Below are 15,949 nucleotides of genomic sequence, written 5' to 3'. Positions count from 1 at the left end.
GCGGGCGGGCCGATCACCACACCATAAGCGACGCTGCCGGCCCGTGCGCGAAATCATCACCTCTAACACCCAGGAGTAGTACGGCGACCTGCCGACGCGAGTCGCAAGCATGCCTGATGAAGGAGGCGGAACGAAGCCAGCAATTATCGCCTCTTGGTATTCCCGCCGGCCTCGTGCTGCCGATCAGGTTGCCATCGAATCGGCTGTCTGGACCTGTTCGCGGCGCAACAACTCACGCTTGCGCGCCACGCCCCAACGGTAGCCGGACAAGGCGCCATCGTTGCGCACCACGCGGTGGCAGGGGATGGCGACCGCCAGCATATTGGCCCCGCAGGCCTGAGCCACGGCGCGCACAGCGCGCGGCATGCCGATGCGACGGGCGATTTCTCCGTAAGAAACGGTTTCGCCGGGCGCAATGCGAGTCAGCGCCTGCCAGACCCGCTCCTGAAACGCGGTGCCGCGTACATCCAGCGGCAGATCGAGCGCGGTGCCGGGCGCCTCAACCATGCCGACGACCGTGGCCATCAGCCCCTCATAGGCGGGGTCGCCGCCTATCAGCTCCGCATTGGAAAAGCGATCCTGCAACGCTCGCAGCAAGGGCTCCGGCTCATCACCCAGCAAGATGGCGCAGACACCCCGCTCGCTTTGCGCCACCAGAATGGCGCCCAAGGAGCATTGGCCCACCGCGAAATGAATGACAGCGTTAGCGCCGCCCCCGCGATAATCGCTCGGCTTCATGCCAAGCATGGTGTCGGCTGCCGCATAGAAACGGCTGTTGGAATTGAAGCCGGCAGCATAAAGCGCGTCGGTCACGTTACCGCCCTGGTCCAACTGCTGCCGCAGGCGGCGCGCCCGATGAGCCTGCGCATAGGTCCGGGGGGTCAGGCCGGTGGCGGCCTTGAAGACCCGGTGAAAGTGATAAGCGCTCACCCCCAGCTCGGCGGCCAGGTCAGCCAGTATGGGCAAGCTATCAGAGGCCTCGATACGGCGGCAGGCCCGCTCGACCCAGGACGCATGCATCTGCGCGACGCGAGTCTGATCTGCGGCTTTGCTGGGCCGGTATCCGGCCGCCTCGGCCTCCTGGGCGCTGGCGAAAAATACGACGTTTTCCGGCCGGGGCAGGCGGGCCGCGCTGCTGGGTCGGTTGTAGACACCGGTGGTCTTCACAGCGTAAACAAACTGCGCATCGGCCTGCGGATCACGGGCCAGAACGGCGGCCCAGCGGGGATCGGCGGCCGTATCGGGAGAAGACGTGGTCATGGCAGTCTCAAAAAATGAGGGTAAGTGACTGTAGACCGTCATTCGGCCCGCTGCACGCCGTTGCTTGCGATCGAATTCGGGGCAAGCACCGCCTCACCCCGCCTGGCGTAATGTGAGATTGATGCGTTGACGCCCCAAAAGTGGATGCTCACCATCGGCCAGCGGCAAAACGCCATGAAATCGCAGGCGGTCCACGCCCCCCCAGACGGCGACATCACCATGGTGCAACACGATCCGCCCCGGCCTATCCTCGCGACGCATGCCGCCAAACAGAAAAACCGCCGGCAAGCCCAGCGACACCGACACGATGGGTGCCTCGAAATCCCGTTCGTTGCGGTCCTGGTGCAGACTCATGCGCGCGCCGGGCGCATAGTGATTGATGAGACAGGCGTCGGGACGAAAACCCGCAAACCCCGCAGCCTGCGCAGCTTCGGCAGCAAGCCGGCTGAACAAGGCGGGCATGGGGGGCCAGGGACGGCCTGTCTGCGGGTCATCGGGACGATAACGGTAGCCGCGCCGGTCCGTGGTCCAACCCAGCGCGCCGCAATTCGTCATAGCAGCCGACATGGTGAACCCCCCCGGCGTGACCATGCGCCGGGGCGGCGCCTCGGCCTCGATGTGGGCCAGCGCCGCAAGCAAGGCCTGAACATGGGGTAAGGCCAGACCGCGCAAAACACAGGCCTGGGCGCTGAGTGCGATACGGCTTTCATCGGCGGCGAAAAAATCCGGCTGCATAGCGGGCGTGACAGTACGGCATTGAAGGGCCTGAGTCTAGCCGGCCCGATGCGTCCGCGCACCCCGCATCTTGCGCCGGCATTCAAACCGGGCGCAGCGCCTGCCGGAACCATTCATGGCAGCGCGCCACCGCCGGACGCTGAGGCACGGCATGAAACAGCAAGGCAATTCGCCGCTCGGTGGGCTGCTCTCCCAGGCCTAATACCGCCAGCGAGCCGGCTGGCTCCGGCCGCGTATACAACCGGGAGATCAAGCCCACGCGCTGACCCGCCCGCACAAGACTATAGAAAGAGGCGGTGTAGTTCAGCGCATGCACCTGCCCGGCATCCGGCGCATATTGCGCGAGTGCAGCGAGAATCATGCTGTGGGTACTGCCCCGGGTCAGCACGGCCAGATGCTGGCCGGCAAGGTCCTTCCATTGCAACACGCCGCGCCCGGCCAGGGGGTGATCCGGCGCCACCACCGCAACCAGATCGTCCTGAGCGACCTCATCGGCCTGGAGCTTGGGCGGCAAACCAAAGTTCAGGCCCAGGCCCAGATCCAGGGCGCCGCTTTCCAAACCGGCAAGGATGTCGTCATTGAGCATATCGCGCAGATCCAGCGCGATGCCCGGTTCAGCAGCCTCCCAAGCGGCAAGCAGCGGCGCAATCAATTGCATGGCCGAAGGCACACAGCCGATACGCACGACCGCCGCCTCGCTGCGCAACAGCCGGTGCAGTTCTCGCGTGCCCTCCTCGTAGGCGTTGAGCATCCATTGCACCTGGACATAGAGCGCCTGGCCTGCGGACGTCAACCTGACGTGATGCGTGCTGCGGTCTAACAATAGGGCATCCAGGGTGGTCTCCAGCTCTCGAATCGCCGACGACAAGGCAGGCTGGCTGAGCGCCAGCGCCTGAGCGGCCCGGCTGAAGCTGGCGTGGCGGGCGACTTCGACAAAACCACGCAATTGGCGCAGGCTGGGCTGACGCTCAACGACATTCATGGCGGGTCTGCTTATAAATTCAATGGATGAATCTATAAAAATATATCACTTCACCTATTACCCTTGAATTCGTAACATGGCCGCGCCCCAGGCTGCGGCCCGCGCGGCCTTGTATGACTCCCGCCTCTGCCCTTCTTCGTTTCCGCACCATGTTCAAACGCCTTATCCTCCTCGCGGCTGCCGCTTTCGCGCCGCTGGCCTGTCTGTCTGCCGATCAGACAGCGGACTGGCCTGCCGCCAAACCCCTCACTCTGATCGTTCCGGTGAGCGCGGGCGGCAATGTCGACACGACGGCCCGCCTGGTCGCGCAAAAGCTGGGAGACCGCCTGAAACAATCCATCATCGTCGAGAACATCGCAGGCGCGGGTGGCGTGGTCGGCGTGGGCAAGGCCATTCATGCCGCCGCCGACGGCTATACCGTCGTCATGGGTTTTGACGGCCCGATCAGCGTGGCCCACCTCATCAACCCCGCCGTGAAATACGATGCCGAGCACAAGCTCGCGCCGGTTGGCCTAGTCAGCACCGCGCCGGTAGTCATGGTGGCGCGCCCAGGCCTGGCGGTGAATTCCGTCCAGGATATGCTGGCTTTGGCTCGTCAAGAGCCCGGCAGGCTCACCTACGCCACCTCGGGCGTGGGTACGGTGCACCATCTTGCCGCCGAAGTGATGCAGGAACAGGCTGGCGTGCAGCTGACCCATGTGCCCTATCGCGGCGGCGCGCAAATCGCCAATGACGTCATGGGCGGACAGGTCGATCTGGGCATGCTGGTGACCACCAGCGCCACGCCGCTGATACAGCACGGCAAGCTGCGCGCACTGGGGGTGACGTCGGCCTCACGCGTCGGCTCACTGCCGCAAGTGCCCGCCCTGGGTGAAACGCCGGACCTCAAAGGCTTCGATCTCAACACCTGGACTGGCCTGTTCGTGCCGACAGGCACCCCGGCCAGCGTTATCGCTCGTCTGAACGAGGAACTCAATGCCGTGCTGAAAATGCCGGATGTGATCGCCCGTCTTCAGGAGGGTGGCGCCACGCCGGGCGAGGGTACGCCGGCATCCTTCGCGGACTTCCTCAAGAAAGAGCAGGCCACTTACGCGCATATCGTTGACAGCGCCCATATCACCCAGGACTGAACCATGATGCCGCCCTCCCCGCTCTCGCCAAGCATCTTGCCCGAAGTGGCCGCGATCCAGAACGAAATGGTGGCCCTGCGCCGCCAGATCCACGCCCACCCCGAACTCGCCTATGAAGAAATTCACACCGGCGATCTGGTGGCTGAACGCCTGCAAGCCTGGGGCTATAGCGTGCATCGCGGGCTGGGCGGCACGGGGGTGGTGGGCCAATTGCGCCTGGGCTCGGGACAGCGCCGTCTGGGCCTGCGCGCCGATATGGACGCACTGCCTATTCAAGAAACCACGGACCTGCCCTATGCCAGCCGTCTACCGGGAAAAATGCACGCTTGCGGACATGATGGCCACACGGCCACCCTGCTTGCCGCAGCCCGCGTACTGGCCGAGCGAGGCCGTTTCGATGGCACGCTCAACCTGATTTTCCAACCCGCTGAAGAAGGTCACGGCGGCGCTCAACGCATGATGACCGACGGCCTGTTCGACCGTTTTCCCTGCGACGCCATCTACAGCTTTCATAACGAACCGGGCTACCCGGCCGGCCAATTCGGTTTTCGTTCCGGCGTGATGTATAGCTCGTCCGACACCGTCATCCTGACAGTGAGCGGCGAAGGCGGGCATGGCGCCATGCCCCATGTGGCGGTAGACCCCATTGTCGCGGCGGCGCACATTGTTCTGGCCTTGCAAACCATTGTTTCGCGCGAGATTGACCCCAACGACATGGCTGTCGTCACCATCGGCGCCATTCACGGCGGCGATGCGCCCAATGTGATCCCGGCCAGCGTCGAGCTGCGTCTGACCGTGCGCGCACGCCTGCCCCATACGCGACAGCTACTGCGCGAACGCATTACCACCATTGCACAGCAGCAGGCCGCCGTGCACCGCGCCCGTGTCGAGGTCGATTACCGCTGGCGCTATCCGCCTGTCATCAACGATGAAGCCGCCACGCGCTACGCCAGCAGCATCGCCCGGCAGGTGCTAGGCGATGCCGCGCTGATCGCTGATTTGCAGCCCTTACAGGCCAGCGACGACTTCGCTTTCATGCTCGAAGCCGTGCCCGGCAGTTATTTCATCGTCGGTAATGGCGAAGGCGAGGGCGGCTGCATGGTGCACAACTCTGGCTACGACTTCAACGACGCGCTGCTGCCCCGCGTGGCGAGCTACTGGGTGCATCTGGCTGAACATTTCCTGGGAGACCCGCAACCGTGACGACCGCCGACTTCGATGCCACCACACCGTACTGGCAGGAAATCATCACACTGCCCGCGCAACCCCAGCCCCCCTACCAGCGCAGCTATCCCGCCCGCCTGCCCGACGGCCGCTATCTCTTGCTGCCCCTGCGCGGCGTGCCGGGTGACAGCCAGCGTTGCGTTGCCTCCTTGATCGCCAATCATGCCGCGCTGGATGTGGTGGATACCCTGGCCGGTTTCATGACACAACGCGCCGCGCGCTTCAAAGCGGACGTGGTGGTCGGACTGCCCACCCTGGGCCTGGCCTTCGCGCCCCTGGTAGCTCGCGGCCTGGGTTTTACCCGTTATGTGCCTTTCGGCTATTCCCGCAAGTATTGGTATGACGCCAGTCTGGCAGTGCCGGTGCGTTCGCTGACCACACCCGATAGCGCCAAAATGCTCTACGTAGACCCCAATCTGGCCGGTCATCTACGCGGCAAGCGGGTACTGGTGGTGGATGACGCGGTAAGCACCGGTCAAACCCTGGGCTCGGCCCTGCAACTACTGGATCGATGCGGCGCCGACGTGGCGGGCGTCGTGGTCGCCATGCGCCAGGGCCAGGGATGGCGCAACCTTTGCGATATGCGGGGCCGGCCTATCGAGGTGGAGGGCGCGTTCGACTCGCCGCGGATGCAACGCACTCCCGCTGGCTGGGTGCCGGCCAGCTAAACCCCGGCATCCATCTCGAAAGAAACCGTTTCGGCCGGCAGGGCGCAGATGAATGCGGCCGGCGCGCGCCGCGCGGGTGCGAGCCGCCATCGCATTGATGCGGCGGATGACCTGGGGCGCGTCAACAGGCGGGGCAGCGGAACAGCCCTTCTTGGACATCGATGACCAGCAAGGCGGCTGGCATGGCGGCAGGGCCTTTTGGAAGCGAATAAAGAAAGCGTCTATGCCAGCTTTGCGACCCGCGTGTTGCAAACAAGAAACGCCGCCAGCCGCCTGCGGCTGAAACCCCCACCATGCCGCGCCCGGAAAATTACGCCGGATCAGACCGCCATCTCCAGCAAGATAGCCGATACATCTATTTGTTGTATACACAACTAACTTGTCATATAGTTGCTTGAACAACAATACGCAACTATGGAGACCGTCATGCCGAAAGGCAATCAAGCACCCGTTGTTATCGCCGGCGGCGGCCCGGTCGGCCTGATGATGGCGGCTTTGCTGGCGCGTTACGGCATTGCCTCGATCACGATCGAAGCCGATGCAGGCTACTGCGAAGGCAGCCGAGCCATCTGTATGTCGCGCCGTTCGCTGGAAATTCTGGCCTGGGCCGGCGTGGATCGGGCCGTGGTAGAAAAAGGGCTGGCCTGGAGCGGCGGGCGAAGTTACTACGGCAATCAGGAAGTGCTGCATTTCGAAATGCCGCAGGAGCCGGGCCAACGCTTCGCGCCCATGACCAATATCCAGCAGTACTACATCGAGGAGTACATCGATCAGGTATTGCGCGGCCAATCAGCGCTGGCGCAAGTACGTTGGAACAGCCGCGTGACAGGCCTGCGCGAGGATGACGATGGCCTTATCGTGACCATCGACAACCAGGGCCGTGAGCAGGAGCTGCCCGCCTCCTGGTTAATCGCCTGCGATGGCGGACGCAGCACCGTGCGCGAACTGCTCGGCCTGTCATTACAGGGCATGCAGTATGACGGCCGCTATGTGATTGTCGATATCCGTCAGAAAAGCCAGCGCGCCACCGAAAGGCTGGCCTGGTTCGACCCGCCCTCGAATCCCGGCTCCACCTTGCTGATGCACCGTCAACCCGATGATGTCTGGCGCATCGACTATCAGATCAGCGATGAGGAAGATCCAGCGGAAGCCGTCAAGCCGGAAAACGTCTTGCCCAGAGTCCGCAGCCATCTTGAAATGATAGGAGAAACCCAACCCTGGGAGCCCTTGTGGATTTCGGTCTACAACGCGAAATGCCTGACCCTGGATCGCTATCGCCATGGCCGCGTGCTGTTCGCCGGCGATGCCGCGCATCTGGTGCCCATTTTCGGTGTGCGCGGGCTGAATTCCGGCCTGGATGACGCAGGCAACCTGGCCTGGAAACTGGCGGCCGTGCTGTCTGGTCAGGCGGCTGACAGCCTGCTCGACAGCTATAGCCAAGAGCGCGTGGCGGCCGCCCGCATGAATATCAGCTATGGCGCCAAGAGCACCGAGTTCATGGCGCCGCCCGACTATGGATTCAAGCTGCTGCGAGAGGCCACTCTCCGGCTGGCCCTGCACGATGCAGATGTGCGTTCGTTGATCAATCCGCGCCAATCCGAACCCGTTTTTTACCGCGATAGTCCGCTCAATATCGCCGACGGCGCCCCCCAGGCCGGTGCGCAGGCCGCCCCCGGCATGCCGGCGCCCGACCTGCGGCTAAGCGGCGGCCGCTACCTGAGCGAACAGTTTGGCCATCGCTTCACCGTGCTGGTGCAAGGCGAACAGACACTGGACCCCACTGACTGGCCAGAGGTGACGGTGCTACAGCTCGACGCCCAGGCCGAAGATGCCGCGTTGCTACAGGAACGCTACGGCCAGGCCCGCCTGTACCTCATCCGGCCCGACGGCTATGTCCTCGGACGCTGGGCGAGCTTAGATCTGGCGGGCCTGCGCTCGGCATTGACCCCGTTTGGCATTCAAGGACTTCAGAGGCCGCAATGAACCATCAGGAACTGGATCAGGTTTACACAGAACTGGCGCAGGCCGTCGCCCGCGCGGGCGAGGCCCGTGCGCCCTTGCTGCTATCCATGATTTGCCTCGCCTTGCTCAGCAAGCAGGAAAACGCCCAGGCGGCGCTGGCCTCTATCCAGCAAGCCGAAGCGTCGCTGTAACGACAACAACACCCATAATCCCGAGGAGACATCATGAAACGACTCACGCTGGCGGCCCTGGGCCTGAGCCTGCTTACAGGCACCGCCCTGGCCTATCCCGAACGCCCCATCGAATGGGTTGTGCCCTATACCGCAGGCGGTGGCTCGGACATCGTGGCGCGCACATTGGCCGAACCCATGTCGCGCGAACTCAAGCAGACGCTTATCGTTTCCAACAAGCCGGGGGCGGCCACCGCCATCGGCGCCGACTACGCCGCCCGCGCCAAAGCGGATGGCTATGTCATGCTGACTGGCGATACCGCGACGCTGGCCGCCAACCCCTCGCTCTATCCCAAGCTGGCCTACCAGCCCGCCCGGGACTTTGACTCAGTTGGCCTGATGACGCGGTTCTCCATGATTCTCGTGGTGCATCCTTCTGTACCCGTGAAAAGCTATGATGAGTTTCTGGCCTGGGCTGCGCAGCAGAAAGAGGGTGTGCCCTATGCCACGCCGGGCGCGGGCAGCCCGCACCATCTGGCCACCGAACTGCTGCGCAAGCGCACCGGCCTGAACCTGATCCATGTCCCCTACCGGGGAGCGGCGCCGGCCGTGCAGGATGTGGTGGGAGGACAGGTACCCATGATGTTTGTCGATTCTGCCACCGGGATGCAGTACATCGCCTCCGGCAAATTGCAAGCCGTGGCGGTTGCCAGCGACAAACGCCCCCCCGGCTTTCCCAAGGTGCCCACCTTGATCGAATCAGGACTGCCCGGTTTCGAAGCCTATGCCTGGCAAGGGCTGGTCGTACCCAAGGGCACACCAACCCCGGTCATCGACACCCTCAATCATGCCTTGCAGAACGCGCTGGCCTCGCCTGCGGTGCGCGAACGCTTTACGGCAATGGGCCTGGAAACCCTGCCCGGCACGCCGGAAACCATGGCAGCCTATAGCGCCGATGAACAGCGCAAATGGGCAGAGGTCATCCATGATGCGGGCATCAAAGTAGAGTGAACGAGGCGGCTTGTGGCAAACTCGCAGCTTCATCTCCAGGTAGGCCGCCCATGCCCAAAAATGCCGCTCCCGAAGATCTGCCCGCGCTCGATCGCTTCCTGACCTACCGGCTGCATCTCGTCAACAAGATCAGCGACCGTGATAGCGCTCAGGCTTATGCCGATCGTTTCAAACTGCCCATAGGCGAAGCCCGCTGCCTGGCGGCCATAGGCCGCTTTGCACCCTTGTCGGTCAATGATCTGGCGCGCGCAGCCAATCTCAACAAAGGCCAGGCCAGCCGCTGCGCGCAAGCCCTGCAGGAAGCGGGCTTCATCCGCAAGACTGTCAGCAGCGAAGATGGCCGTGGCGTGGTGCTCAACCTGACAGCCAAGGGGCAGCGCCGCTACCCGCAGGTCGTTGCGCTGATCGCCGAACGCAATGAAGAGGTTTTCGGCTGCCTGTCCGCACGCGAGCAGGCCGACCTGAGCCGCATTTTTGACAAAATCATTGCCCACCTGCAGCCCGAGACCTGAGGCCGTCAGCGCATCAGCACCAGCAGCGTGCCGGCTTCGCGCGGGTGCGGCAGCACGTCGGCCTCGACGCCGTACACCCTGCGCAGGTTGGCCGGGGTCAGCACCTCGGCCGGCGCACCGTCGGCCACCACGCTACCCTGGGCAAGCAATAGCAGGCGATCGCACCAGCGGGCGGAAAGATTAACGTCGTGCACGATGACGAGCACGCCCACCCCGGCCTCGCGCGCCAGATCATGCGCGGTGCGCAACACATCGATCTGATGGCGCGGATCGAGATTGGAAATCGGCTCGTCCAGCATGAGATATCGCGGCTGGCCTGCCGGCGCTGCCTGACATTGCATCAGTACGCGCGCAAACTGCACCCGCTGCTGCTCCCCCCCCGACAGCTCCAGATAGCGACGGCCCGCCAGATGGCTCACGCCGGCCTGACGCAAGGCCTTTTCGCATAGCGCATCGACATCGGCGGGACTGAGTTCGGCATAGGGATAGGCACCCATGCCCACCACCTCGCGCACCCCCAGATCGAAGGATAGCGAAGGTTTTTGTGGCAACACAGCACGCAACCTCGCCTGTTTGGCCGAGGCCAGACTGCGCAAAGGCTTGCCGTTGATCTCGATATGGCCGCAGACCGGCTCAAGCTCACCGCTCAAGCAGGCCAGCAGCGTGGACTTGCCCGCGCCGTTGGCGCCCAACAGACCCAACATCCGGCCCGGCTCAAGCGTGAGCGACACCTGGGTCAGGATGCGCTTGGCGCCACGGTCAACGCTAAGGTCTTGTGCTTGCAGAGTCATCAGAAACGGCGTCCGCGCGCCAAAAGCCAGAGGAAGAAAGGACCGCCCACCAAAGCCGTCACCAGCCCGATGGGCAGCTCGGCCGGCACCACGACGACACGCGCCAGCCAGTCGGCCAGCGCCAGCGCCAGCGCACCCGCGAGCATGCTGGCCGGCAAGAGCCAACGATGGTTGGCGCCCAACACCATGCGCACCAGATGGGGCACAACCAGCCCGACAAAACCAATACCGCCCGTCGCGGCGACGAGCGGCCCCACCACCAGAGCAGTCACGAGGATCAGCTTGCGCCGCAAGCGAGACAGCGCAAACCCCAGATGCTGGGCTTCACGCTCACCCAACAGCAAGGCGTTCAGGGCCCGCCATTGCCGCATAAGCCAGACGCAGCAGCACAGCGTCCAGGGCGCCAGAAACATCAGTATGGACCAGCGCGCCCCCGCCAAGCTGCCCATGTTCCAAAAGGTGAGATCGCGCAACTGGGCATCGCTGGCCAGGAAGGTAAGCAGGCCAATCAGCGCACCGCACACAGCATTGATGGCAATGCCTGCCAGCAACAGCCCGGATACACCCGGTACGCGCTGACCCAGCACATAGGCGCAAGCGGTGGCCAGCAGGCTGCCGACGAACGCGGCGCTGGCCGTCAAGGCAAAACCGCCCGCGCCCAGCACAATCGCCGCCACCGCGCCCAGCGCACCGCCCAGCGAAATGCCGACCAGGCCGGGCTCGGCCAAGGGATTGCGAAACAGCGCCTGCATGGTGGCGCCGCAAATCGCCAGCGCGGCCCCCGCCACCAGCGCGAACGCGACGCGCGGCAAACGGATGTCCCAGATGATATTGCGCCAGAGCGCATCCTCGGCTCCCCCTTGGCCGCTCAGCAGACGGGGCAGCGCCGACAGGGGAATCGACACCGCACCGCTGGCGGTTGCAAGACAGACCACGACGACCAGGGCCAAGGCCAGACCCGCCAACACCCAGCGCGGGCGAACGGCATCAAGGGCTATGGACATCGCGTATGCAAGGAGTCTGTTTGAGAAAACGGATGGCTTCGCCCAAGCGCGGCCCGGTACCCAATGCCAGCAAATCGTCCATCGCGACGATGCAGCGCCGGCGGACCGCCGGCGTGCTGGCCAGGCCGGGCTGCTGATAGAGTTTTTCCATGCCGCCGGACGCCAAGACCGAAGCGTCGGTGACGACAATGACCTCTGGGGCCAGCGCGCCAATACCTTCGGCCGACAAGGGCTTATAGCCCTGCTGTTCCGCCAGCACGTTTTTCAGGCCGGCCAGTTGCAAGATGAGATCGGCGCTGGTGGCCGCGCCGGCAGCCTGCGGCGCGCCGCTGCGGTTCATCAGCAGCACGGCCGACAGGCCCGAGGCGGGCAAGTCCTGGGCCTCTTGCACTTTTGTGCGCACTTCAGCCCACAGCTTTTCGCCCTCGGACGGAACGCCCAGGGCCTGGGCAATCTGGCCGATGCGCGTTTCAAGCGAGTGCAGGGATGGCTCATCGGAAACCCGCAGCACCTTGACCCCGACTTCGCTCAGGCGTTTCAGGGTATCGGGCGGCCCGGCCTGCTCGGACGCCAGCACCAGATCCGGCTTGAGCGCCAGCACGCCTTCCAGCGGCACACTGCGGTAATAACCCACACGCGGCAACTTCGTGGCGGCTTCGGGGTAAAGACTGGACAGGTCATCGCCCACCACCTTGCCGCCCTGCCCCAGGGCGTAGACGATTTCCGTCACGCTGCCGCCCAGCGTCACCACACGTTCAGCCGCCTGAGCGGATAGCCCCAGGCAGACGCCCAAGATCAGGCCCAGCAATCTCTTCATAGTCACCTCAAGCGGCCAGCGGCTGCTCGCACAGGCTGAGCATCAGCTCACGCCAGACGGGCAATTCAGGCTTGCCGGGTTTGCGTTCACCAAAGAATTGCACGATCAGGTCGCCATTGGCCGCGTAGATTTCCAGCGACGTCACCCAACCGTCGGCCGTCGGTTTATTGACGACCCAGGATTGCGCGATGGCTTCCGTATTCAGGTGCAGATTAAACCGCGCATCCAAGACATTGAACCATGGGCCGGTGCGGCGCAGGCTTTCGACGGGACCGGTATGAATCTGGATCATGCCCCGGTTACCCACGAAGCACATGATGGGCAGGCCGCAGGCGGCCGCCTGCGTCAGCATGCGCTCGGCGGAATCAAGCGGCACGGCCTGGGCCAGATCGCTGCCCACGGCCGCCAAAGCGGCCAGCCGCGACACCTTGAACTTGCGCAGCAGCGGGAAGAAATCGTGCGTGTCTTGCATGGCCAGCCAGGCCTCCCGCAGCGCCTGCGGATCGGTGACCTCGGTGCTTTCTTCGGTGGCCGCAATGGCGGTGGGAAGGGGCCAGACGGGCGGGCCGGCGAATTTCTCGATCAGGACGTTCCAGGCGGCCTCATCGGTGGCTTCGGTGCGGTACACCTTGTGTACCGCCACACCCGCGCCATCAAAGAACTGTAGGCTGTGGCGGCCGTCCTGCTCTACCGCCCAGGCCGACTTCCAGTGGCCGAAGAATACGCGCAGATCGATATCCGGACCGAGCACGAGGCCGACATGGCCCTGCGCCTGGATGTCTTCGTAACGGCCGTGGCGTTCATGCACGCACCATTCATTGCGGCTCAGCGCCATGACTTCGCCCAGCGTGCCCAACTCGCGAAAGATCGTCTGGGGCTCTCCTCGCAGCGCCGTAACCCGGGCCCCGCCACAGCCGGCGGCCACCCACTCGGCCTCGCTAACCTCAAGCGCCTGGGCCGCGTTGCGGGCACGCTGCCCAGGCTGGCTGGCCGCATAGGCATCATGACGGGCACGCAGATCGGCGGCGCGGGTTTCGAAATTGATATCGGTCATGCTGTTTTCTCCAAAGTCCGGCGGCGGGACCCTGCCCCGCCCGCGCGGAGGGGGGGCTAGTATTGATAGGTCAGGGACAGGCGCACGCTGCGGCCAGGTTCGGTATACCAGTCTACCGGGCGCGGGATCGCTGTGCCCCCCGCCGTAGGTACGTTGATCGACTCCCAGTACTTTTTATCGAACAGATTGAACACCCCCAACTGTACCTGCACCCCCTTGACGGCGGCAGGACGCCAGTAGGCCATCAGATCAACGACGCCGTAGCCGGGCGCCTGAAAATCAGGGTAGGGCGCGGCAGGGGTAGCGCTGGGATTCTGCACTTTGTCATGTTTGCGCGCTGCAGTGAGCATGGCGTCCACCCCCCATTGATCGCGGGCGTAACCCACGCCCAACACCGTCTTGAGCGAGGGAACCGAGTTCAGATATTGGCCGGTGCTCTGATCTTTGCCCACAGCCCAGGCCACCGAACCCCAGGTGCGCCAGTTGGGCGCGAACTTCCAGTGGGCGGAGGCCTCGGCGCCGTAGATGCGCACGCGGGCTCGGTTGACAGTGCCCGTCACGCCCAAGGGGTACTGTCCGGCCCAGCCCGGCTGCCATTGCGCAGAGGCGGCGGTAATGGGGATATTCTTGTCGATGAAGTTCTGATAGCGGTTATCAAACAAAGACAGAGCGCCGCCCAGATCCTCATTGCCGAGTCTGGAACCCAACTCCCAGCCTTTGCTGGTTTCGGGTTTGAGGTTGGGATTGCCCAAGCGCAGATAGGTGCCTGCCCCGCCGTAGTTGGTATAAAGCTCGCTGGCGCTGGGCGCTCGGTAGCCATAGGCGTATTGCGCGTAGAGCGTGACCTGCTCCTGCGCTTTCCAGGTGCCCAACAGCTTAGGCGAGAAGCGGCCGCCCGAGGAGGCCGGCGGCAAAATACCCTTGGAATTGGGGTTGCTGTCGTAGCCCGCGCTGGACTGCGGTTTTTGTTCGTAATGGTCGTAACGCAAGGACGGTGTCAGGGTATAACGGCCATCGTCAAAGCTGAATTCATCCTGGCCCCAGAAAGCGAACTGGCTGCCCTTTACGCGCGGCATGTCGGCCTGATTGCTATGCAGCAGATCGCAGGCCCGAGGGCCAAAGGGGGCTGGCAGATTGGGGGCAATCGTCGGGCAGTTGTCGTAGCCATCCGAGTACTGCTGCGTGCGGCTGCCCATCCATTCCCCGCCCAAGGTCACGCGTTGCGCAATCGCGCCATCAAAGCGGCGGCTGATCTCGCCGGTCACGCCGAAGAGCGATTCCTGGATGGAGTTGCTGCGGCCGTAGGCGCCCGACGGAAAGCCGTAACGGAAAGGATCGCCTGGCCTGATGTTGGCGCGGGCATCCACCCCGCGCCGCGCAGACAGATCATTGTCCAGCGTGACGCGCTGCCAATAGAGGGCAGCCGTGGCGCTGTCGATCAGGCCTCCGGGTGTCGGCGCGTTGTACTGGTAATCCAGCGATACGCGCTCGCGCTTTGTTGTTTTTTTGGTGCTGTTTTCGCCGTACAGATAATTGGTGCCGGGGCCCTGGTCGTACATATTGTCCAGCTTGCCTTCGCGCTTGAAGTACTCGCCGGTCAGGCCGAAGCGGTGGCCGCCATCGACCTTTTGCTGCAACTTGGCCAGAAAGTTCTGCTGCGAGAACGTCTCGGGCGTGGGTTCGCTGCGCCGGGGGCCATAAGCGCCCACGTCGGCGCGGTTGCCCAACGCATGACCGCCGCGCGCGCCCGCCTGAATCAACCATGTCGTGTTGTCATCGATGCGGCCGGCCAGCGCTGCGTTGGCGCCCCGGCTGCTGTCGGCAGAGTCATAGTCCAGCTTGGCAAGCGCCCCGAAATCGCGCTCAGGACGCAGCAGATCCGAGGGGTCCAGCGTGCGCAGTTCGGCCATGCCGCCCAAGGCGCCCGAGCCGCCCTTGGTGGAGTCGGAACCGCGCACGATGTCCAGACGCGACAGGGTATTGAAATCCACGGTTTCCAGGCCGCCCTTCACACCGCGCGCGCCATCATCCAGATAGGGCAGGCGGATGCCGTCGATGCGGGTCAGCACGCGGTCCTGGTCCAGGCCACGGATATTGATGCTGTTGTTCTGGCGGTTGAAGGTCACGCCCGGCTCGATGCGTTTGCCGACATCGGTCCAGTCGTAGGCCATCACCGAATCCAGCGCCGCGCGCGTGGTGATGGTGGTCCAGGCGGGCTCCGGACGCGGACCGACGGTCTCGACCTTGACCGGCGCCAACTGTGACACGCTGCCCGCCGGGCGCAACACATAGGTGTTGTCGCCCTGCCGGCTGGCCACCAGCGATGTGCCGGCCAACAGACGAGACAGCGCCTGTTCGGGGGTGTAGCGGCCCGTCAGACCCGGACTGTCCAGACCGGCCACGGCGGCGGGTTCATACAGCACTGAAATACCGGCCTGATCGGCATAGCGGGCAAGCGCCTCGGTCAATGACATGGCTGCGATTTGATAGGTTTGAGGCGCGCTATGCTGCGCCATCGCAGGCAGACTCATGCACAGCGCCAGGGAGGTCAGCGCCGTCGCGCGGGCGAGCCGCTGCGTGAGAACAGACGAAAAGGATGCGGTGAGGGGACGTGCAAGTGCCATGAGAG

15 protein-coding genes are annotated in these 15,949 nt (G+C 64.1%); 7 read left to right on the top strand and 8 right to left on the bottom strand.

Annotated features, from left to right (window positions below):
- Window positions 1–183: 183 nt before the first annotated feature.
- The 3 genes from ada to U0029_RS01475 all read right to left on the bottom strand — a co-directional run bounded on the left by ada (window position 184) and on the right by U0029_RS01475 (window position 2,977).
- Window positions 184–1,260, bottom strand: a complete 1,077-nt coding sequence (gene ada, locus U0029_RS01485) for a bifunctional DNA-binding transcriptional regulator/O6-methylguanine-DNA methyltransferase Ada (RefSeq protein ID WP_114852153.1) — start codon at window positions 1,258–1,260, stop codon at window positions 184–186.
- A 93-nt stretch (window positions 1,261–1,353) separates the two neighbouring features.
- Window positions 1,354–1,995, bottom strand: coding sequence for a DNA oxidative demethylase AlkB (gene alkB / locus U0029_RS01480; protein ID WP_114852152.1), 642 nt, complete (start codon window positions 1,993–1,995; stop codon window positions 1,354–1,356).
- A gap of 82 nt (window positions 1,996–2,077) precedes the next feature.
- Window positions 2,078–2,977, bottom strand: coding sequence for a LysR family transcriptional regulator (locus U0029_RS01475; RefSeq protein ID WP_114852151.1), 900 nt, complete (start codon window positions 2,975–2,977; stop codon window positions 2,078–2,080).
- A gap of 149 nt (window positions 2,978–3,126) precedes the next feature.
- On the opposite strand from U0029_RS01475, the gene U0029_RS01470 reads away from it, so the two are divergent.
- The 7 genes from U0029_RS01470 to U0029_RS01440 all read left to right on the top strand — a co-directional run bounded on the left by U0029_RS01470 (window position 3,127) and on the right by U0029_RS01440 (window position 9,654).
- Entirely contained in the window at window positions 3,127–4,107 is a 981-nt protein-coding gene (locus tag U0029_RS01470) for a Bug family tripartite tricarboxylate transporter substrate binding protein (protein ID WP_114852235.1), read from the top strand.
- A gap of 3 nt (window positions 4,108–4,110) precedes the next feature.
- Window positions 4,111–5,310 (top strand): M20 aminoacylase family protein, encoded by a 1,200-nt coding sequence (locus tag U0029_RS01465; protein ID WP_012418762.1) that lies wholly within the window; start codon window positions 4,111–4,113, stop codon window positions 5,308–5,310.
- Window positions 5,307–5,999 (top strand): phosphoribosyltransferase, encoded by a 693-nt coding sequence (locus U0029_RS01460; protein ID WP_114852150.1) that lies wholly within the window; start codon window positions 5,307–5,309, stop codon window positions 5,997–5,999. The genes U0029_RS01465 and U0029_RS01460 overlap by 4 nt, the downstream gene beginning before the upstream one ends.
- 426 nt (window positions 6,000–6,425) lie before the next feature.
- Window positions 6,426–7,982 carry an FAD-dependent oxidoreductase gene (locus tag U0029_RS01455; protein ID WP_114852149.1) on the top strand — a complete coding sequence of 519 codons (1,557 nt, stop codon included), beginning with the start codon at window positions 6,426–6,428 and terminating at the stop codon, window positions 7,980–7,982.
- Complete coding sequence (locus tag U0029_RS01450; RefSeq protein ID WP_012418765.1) at window positions 7,979–8,152, top strand: hypothetical protein; 174 nt, start codon at window positions 7,979–7,981, stop codon at window positions 8,150–8,152. The genes U0029_RS01455 and U0029_RS01450 overlap by 4 nt, the downstream gene beginning before the upstream one ends.
- 33 nt (window positions 8,153–8,185) lie before the next feature.
- Window positions 8,186–9,142, top strand: a complete 957-nt coding sequence (locus U0029_RS01445; RefSeq protein WP_012418766.1) for a Bug family tripartite tricarboxylate transporter substrate binding protein — start codon at window positions 8,186–8,188, stop codon at window positions 9,140–9,142.
- 50 nt (window positions 9,143–9,192) lie between these two features.
- Entirely contained in the window at window positions 9,193–9,654 is a 462-nt protein-coding gene (locus U0029_RS01440) for a MarR family winged helix-turn-helix transcriptional regulator (RefSeq protein ID WP_012418767.1), read from the top strand.
- A 5-nt stretch (window positions 9,655–9,659) separates the two neighbouring features.
- On the opposite strand, the gene U0029_RS01435 is transcribed toward U0029_RS01440, so the two are convergent.
- From U0029_RS01435 to U0029_RS01415, 5 genes are read right to left on the bottom strand one after another with little or no spacing between them, the layout of a single operon-like run.
- A complete protein-coding gene (locus U0029_RS01435) occupies window positions 9,660–10,445 on the bottom strand; it encodes a heme ABC transporter ATP-binding protein (RefSeq protein ID WP_012418768.1) in 786 nt (261 codons plus the stop codon).
- Window positions 10,445–11,449 carry a FecCD family ABC transporter permease gene (locus U0029_RS01430; RefSeq protein WP_162790357.1) on the bottom strand — a complete coding sequence of 335 codons (1,005 nt, stop codon included), beginning with the start codon at window positions 11,447–11,449 and terminating at the stop codon, window positions 10,445–10,447. Before U0029_RS01430 ends, U0029_RS01435 begins: the two co-directional genes overlap by 1 nt.
- Window positions 11,433–12,266, bottom strand: coding sequence for a heme/hemin ABC transporter substrate-binding protein (locus U0029_RS01425; protein WP_114852148.1), 834 nt, complete (start codon window positions 12,264–12,266; stop codon window positions 11,433–11,435). Before U0029_RS01425 ends, U0029_RS01430 begins: the two co-directional genes overlap by 17 nt.
- Window positions 12,267–12,273: 7 nt before the next feature.
- Window positions 12,274–13,320, bottom strand: coding sequence for a hemin-degrading factor (locus U0029_RS01420; RefSeq protein WP_114852147.1), 1,047 nt, complete (start codon window positions 13,318–13,320; stop codon window positions 12,274–12,276).
- Between the two features lie 56 nt (window positions 13,321–13,376).
- Window positions 13,377–15,944 (bottom strand): TonB-dependent hemoglobin/transferrin/lactoferrin family receptor, encoded by a 2,568-nt coding sequence (locus U0029_RS01415; protein WP_370510826.1) that lies wholly within the window; start codon window positions 15,942–15,944, stop codon window positions 13,377–13,379.
- Window positions 15,945–15,949 lie beyond the last annotated feature (5 nt).

The organism is Bordetella avium, from assembly GCF_034424645.1.
GTDB classification, from domain to species: Bacteria; Pseudomonadota; Gammaproteobacteria; order Burkholderiales; family Burkholderiaceae_B; genus Bordetella; species Bordetella avium.
This window is presented reverse-complemented; position numbering and strand designations above follow the sequence as displayed.

What these genes read in the sequence shown, in the direction of transcription:
- ada (WP_114852153.1), bottom strand. Translation starts at nt 1,260, where the DNA reads ATGACCACGTCTTCTCCCGATACGGCCGCCGATCCCCGCTGGGCCGCC.
- alkB (WP_114852152.1), bottom strand. Translation starts at nt 1,995, where the DNA reads ATGCAGCCGGATTTTTTCGCCGCCGATGAAAGCCGTATCGCACTCAGC.
- U0029_RS01475 (WP_114852151.1), bottom strand. Translation starts at nt 2,977, where the DNA reads ATGAATGTCGTTGAGCGTCAGCCCAGCCTGCGCCAATTGCGTGGTTTT.
- U0029_RS01470 (WP_114852235.1), top strand. Translation starts at nt 3,127, where the DNA reads ATGTTCAAACGCCTTATCCTCCTCGCGGCTGCCGCTTTCGCGCCGCTG.
- U0029_RS01465 (WP_012418762.1), top strand. Translation starts at nt 4,111, where the DNA reads ATGATGCCGCCCTCCCCGCTCTCGCCAAGCATCTTGCCCGAAGTGGCC.
- U0029_RS01455 (WP_114852149.1), top strand. Translation starts at nt 6,426, where the DNA reads ATGCCGAAAGGCAATCAAGCACCCGTTGTTATCGCCGGCGGCGGCCCG.
- U0029_RS01450 (WP_012418765.1), top strand. Translation starts at nt 7,979, where the DNA reads ATGAACCATCAGGAACTGGATCAGGTTTACACAGAACTGGCGCAGGCC.
- U0029_RS01445 (WP_012418766.1), top strand. Translation starts at nt 8,186, where the DNA reads ATGAAACGACTCACGCTGGCGGCCCTGGGCCTGAGCCTGCTTACAGGC.
- U0029_RS01440 (WP_012418767.1), top strand. Translation starts at nt 9,193, where the DNA reads ATGCCCAAAAATGCCGCTCCCGAAGATCTGCCCGCGCTCGATCGCTTC.
- U0029_RS01435 (WP_012418768.1), bottom strand. Translation starts at nt 10,445, where the DNA reads ATGACTCTGCAAGCACAAGACCTTAGCGTTGACCGTGGCGCCAAGCGC.
- U0029_RS01430 (WP_162790357.1), bottom strand. Translation starts at nt 11,449, where the DNA reads ATGTCCATAGCCCTTGATGCCGTTCGCCCGCGCTGGGTGTTGGCGGGT.
- U0029_RS01425 (WP_114852148.1), bottom strand. Translation starts at nt 12,266, where the DNA reads ATGAAGAGATTGCTGGGCCTGATCTTGGGCGTCTGCCTGGGGCTATCC.
- U0029_RS01420 (WP_114852147.1), bottom strand. Translation starts at nt 13,320, where the DNA reads ATGACCGATATCAATTTCGAAACCCGCGCCGCCGATCTGCGTGCCCGT.
- U0029_RS01415 (WP_370510826.1), bottom strand. Translation starts at nt 15,944, where the DNA reads ATGGCACTTGCACGTCCCCTCACCGCATCCTTTTCGTCTGTTCTCACG.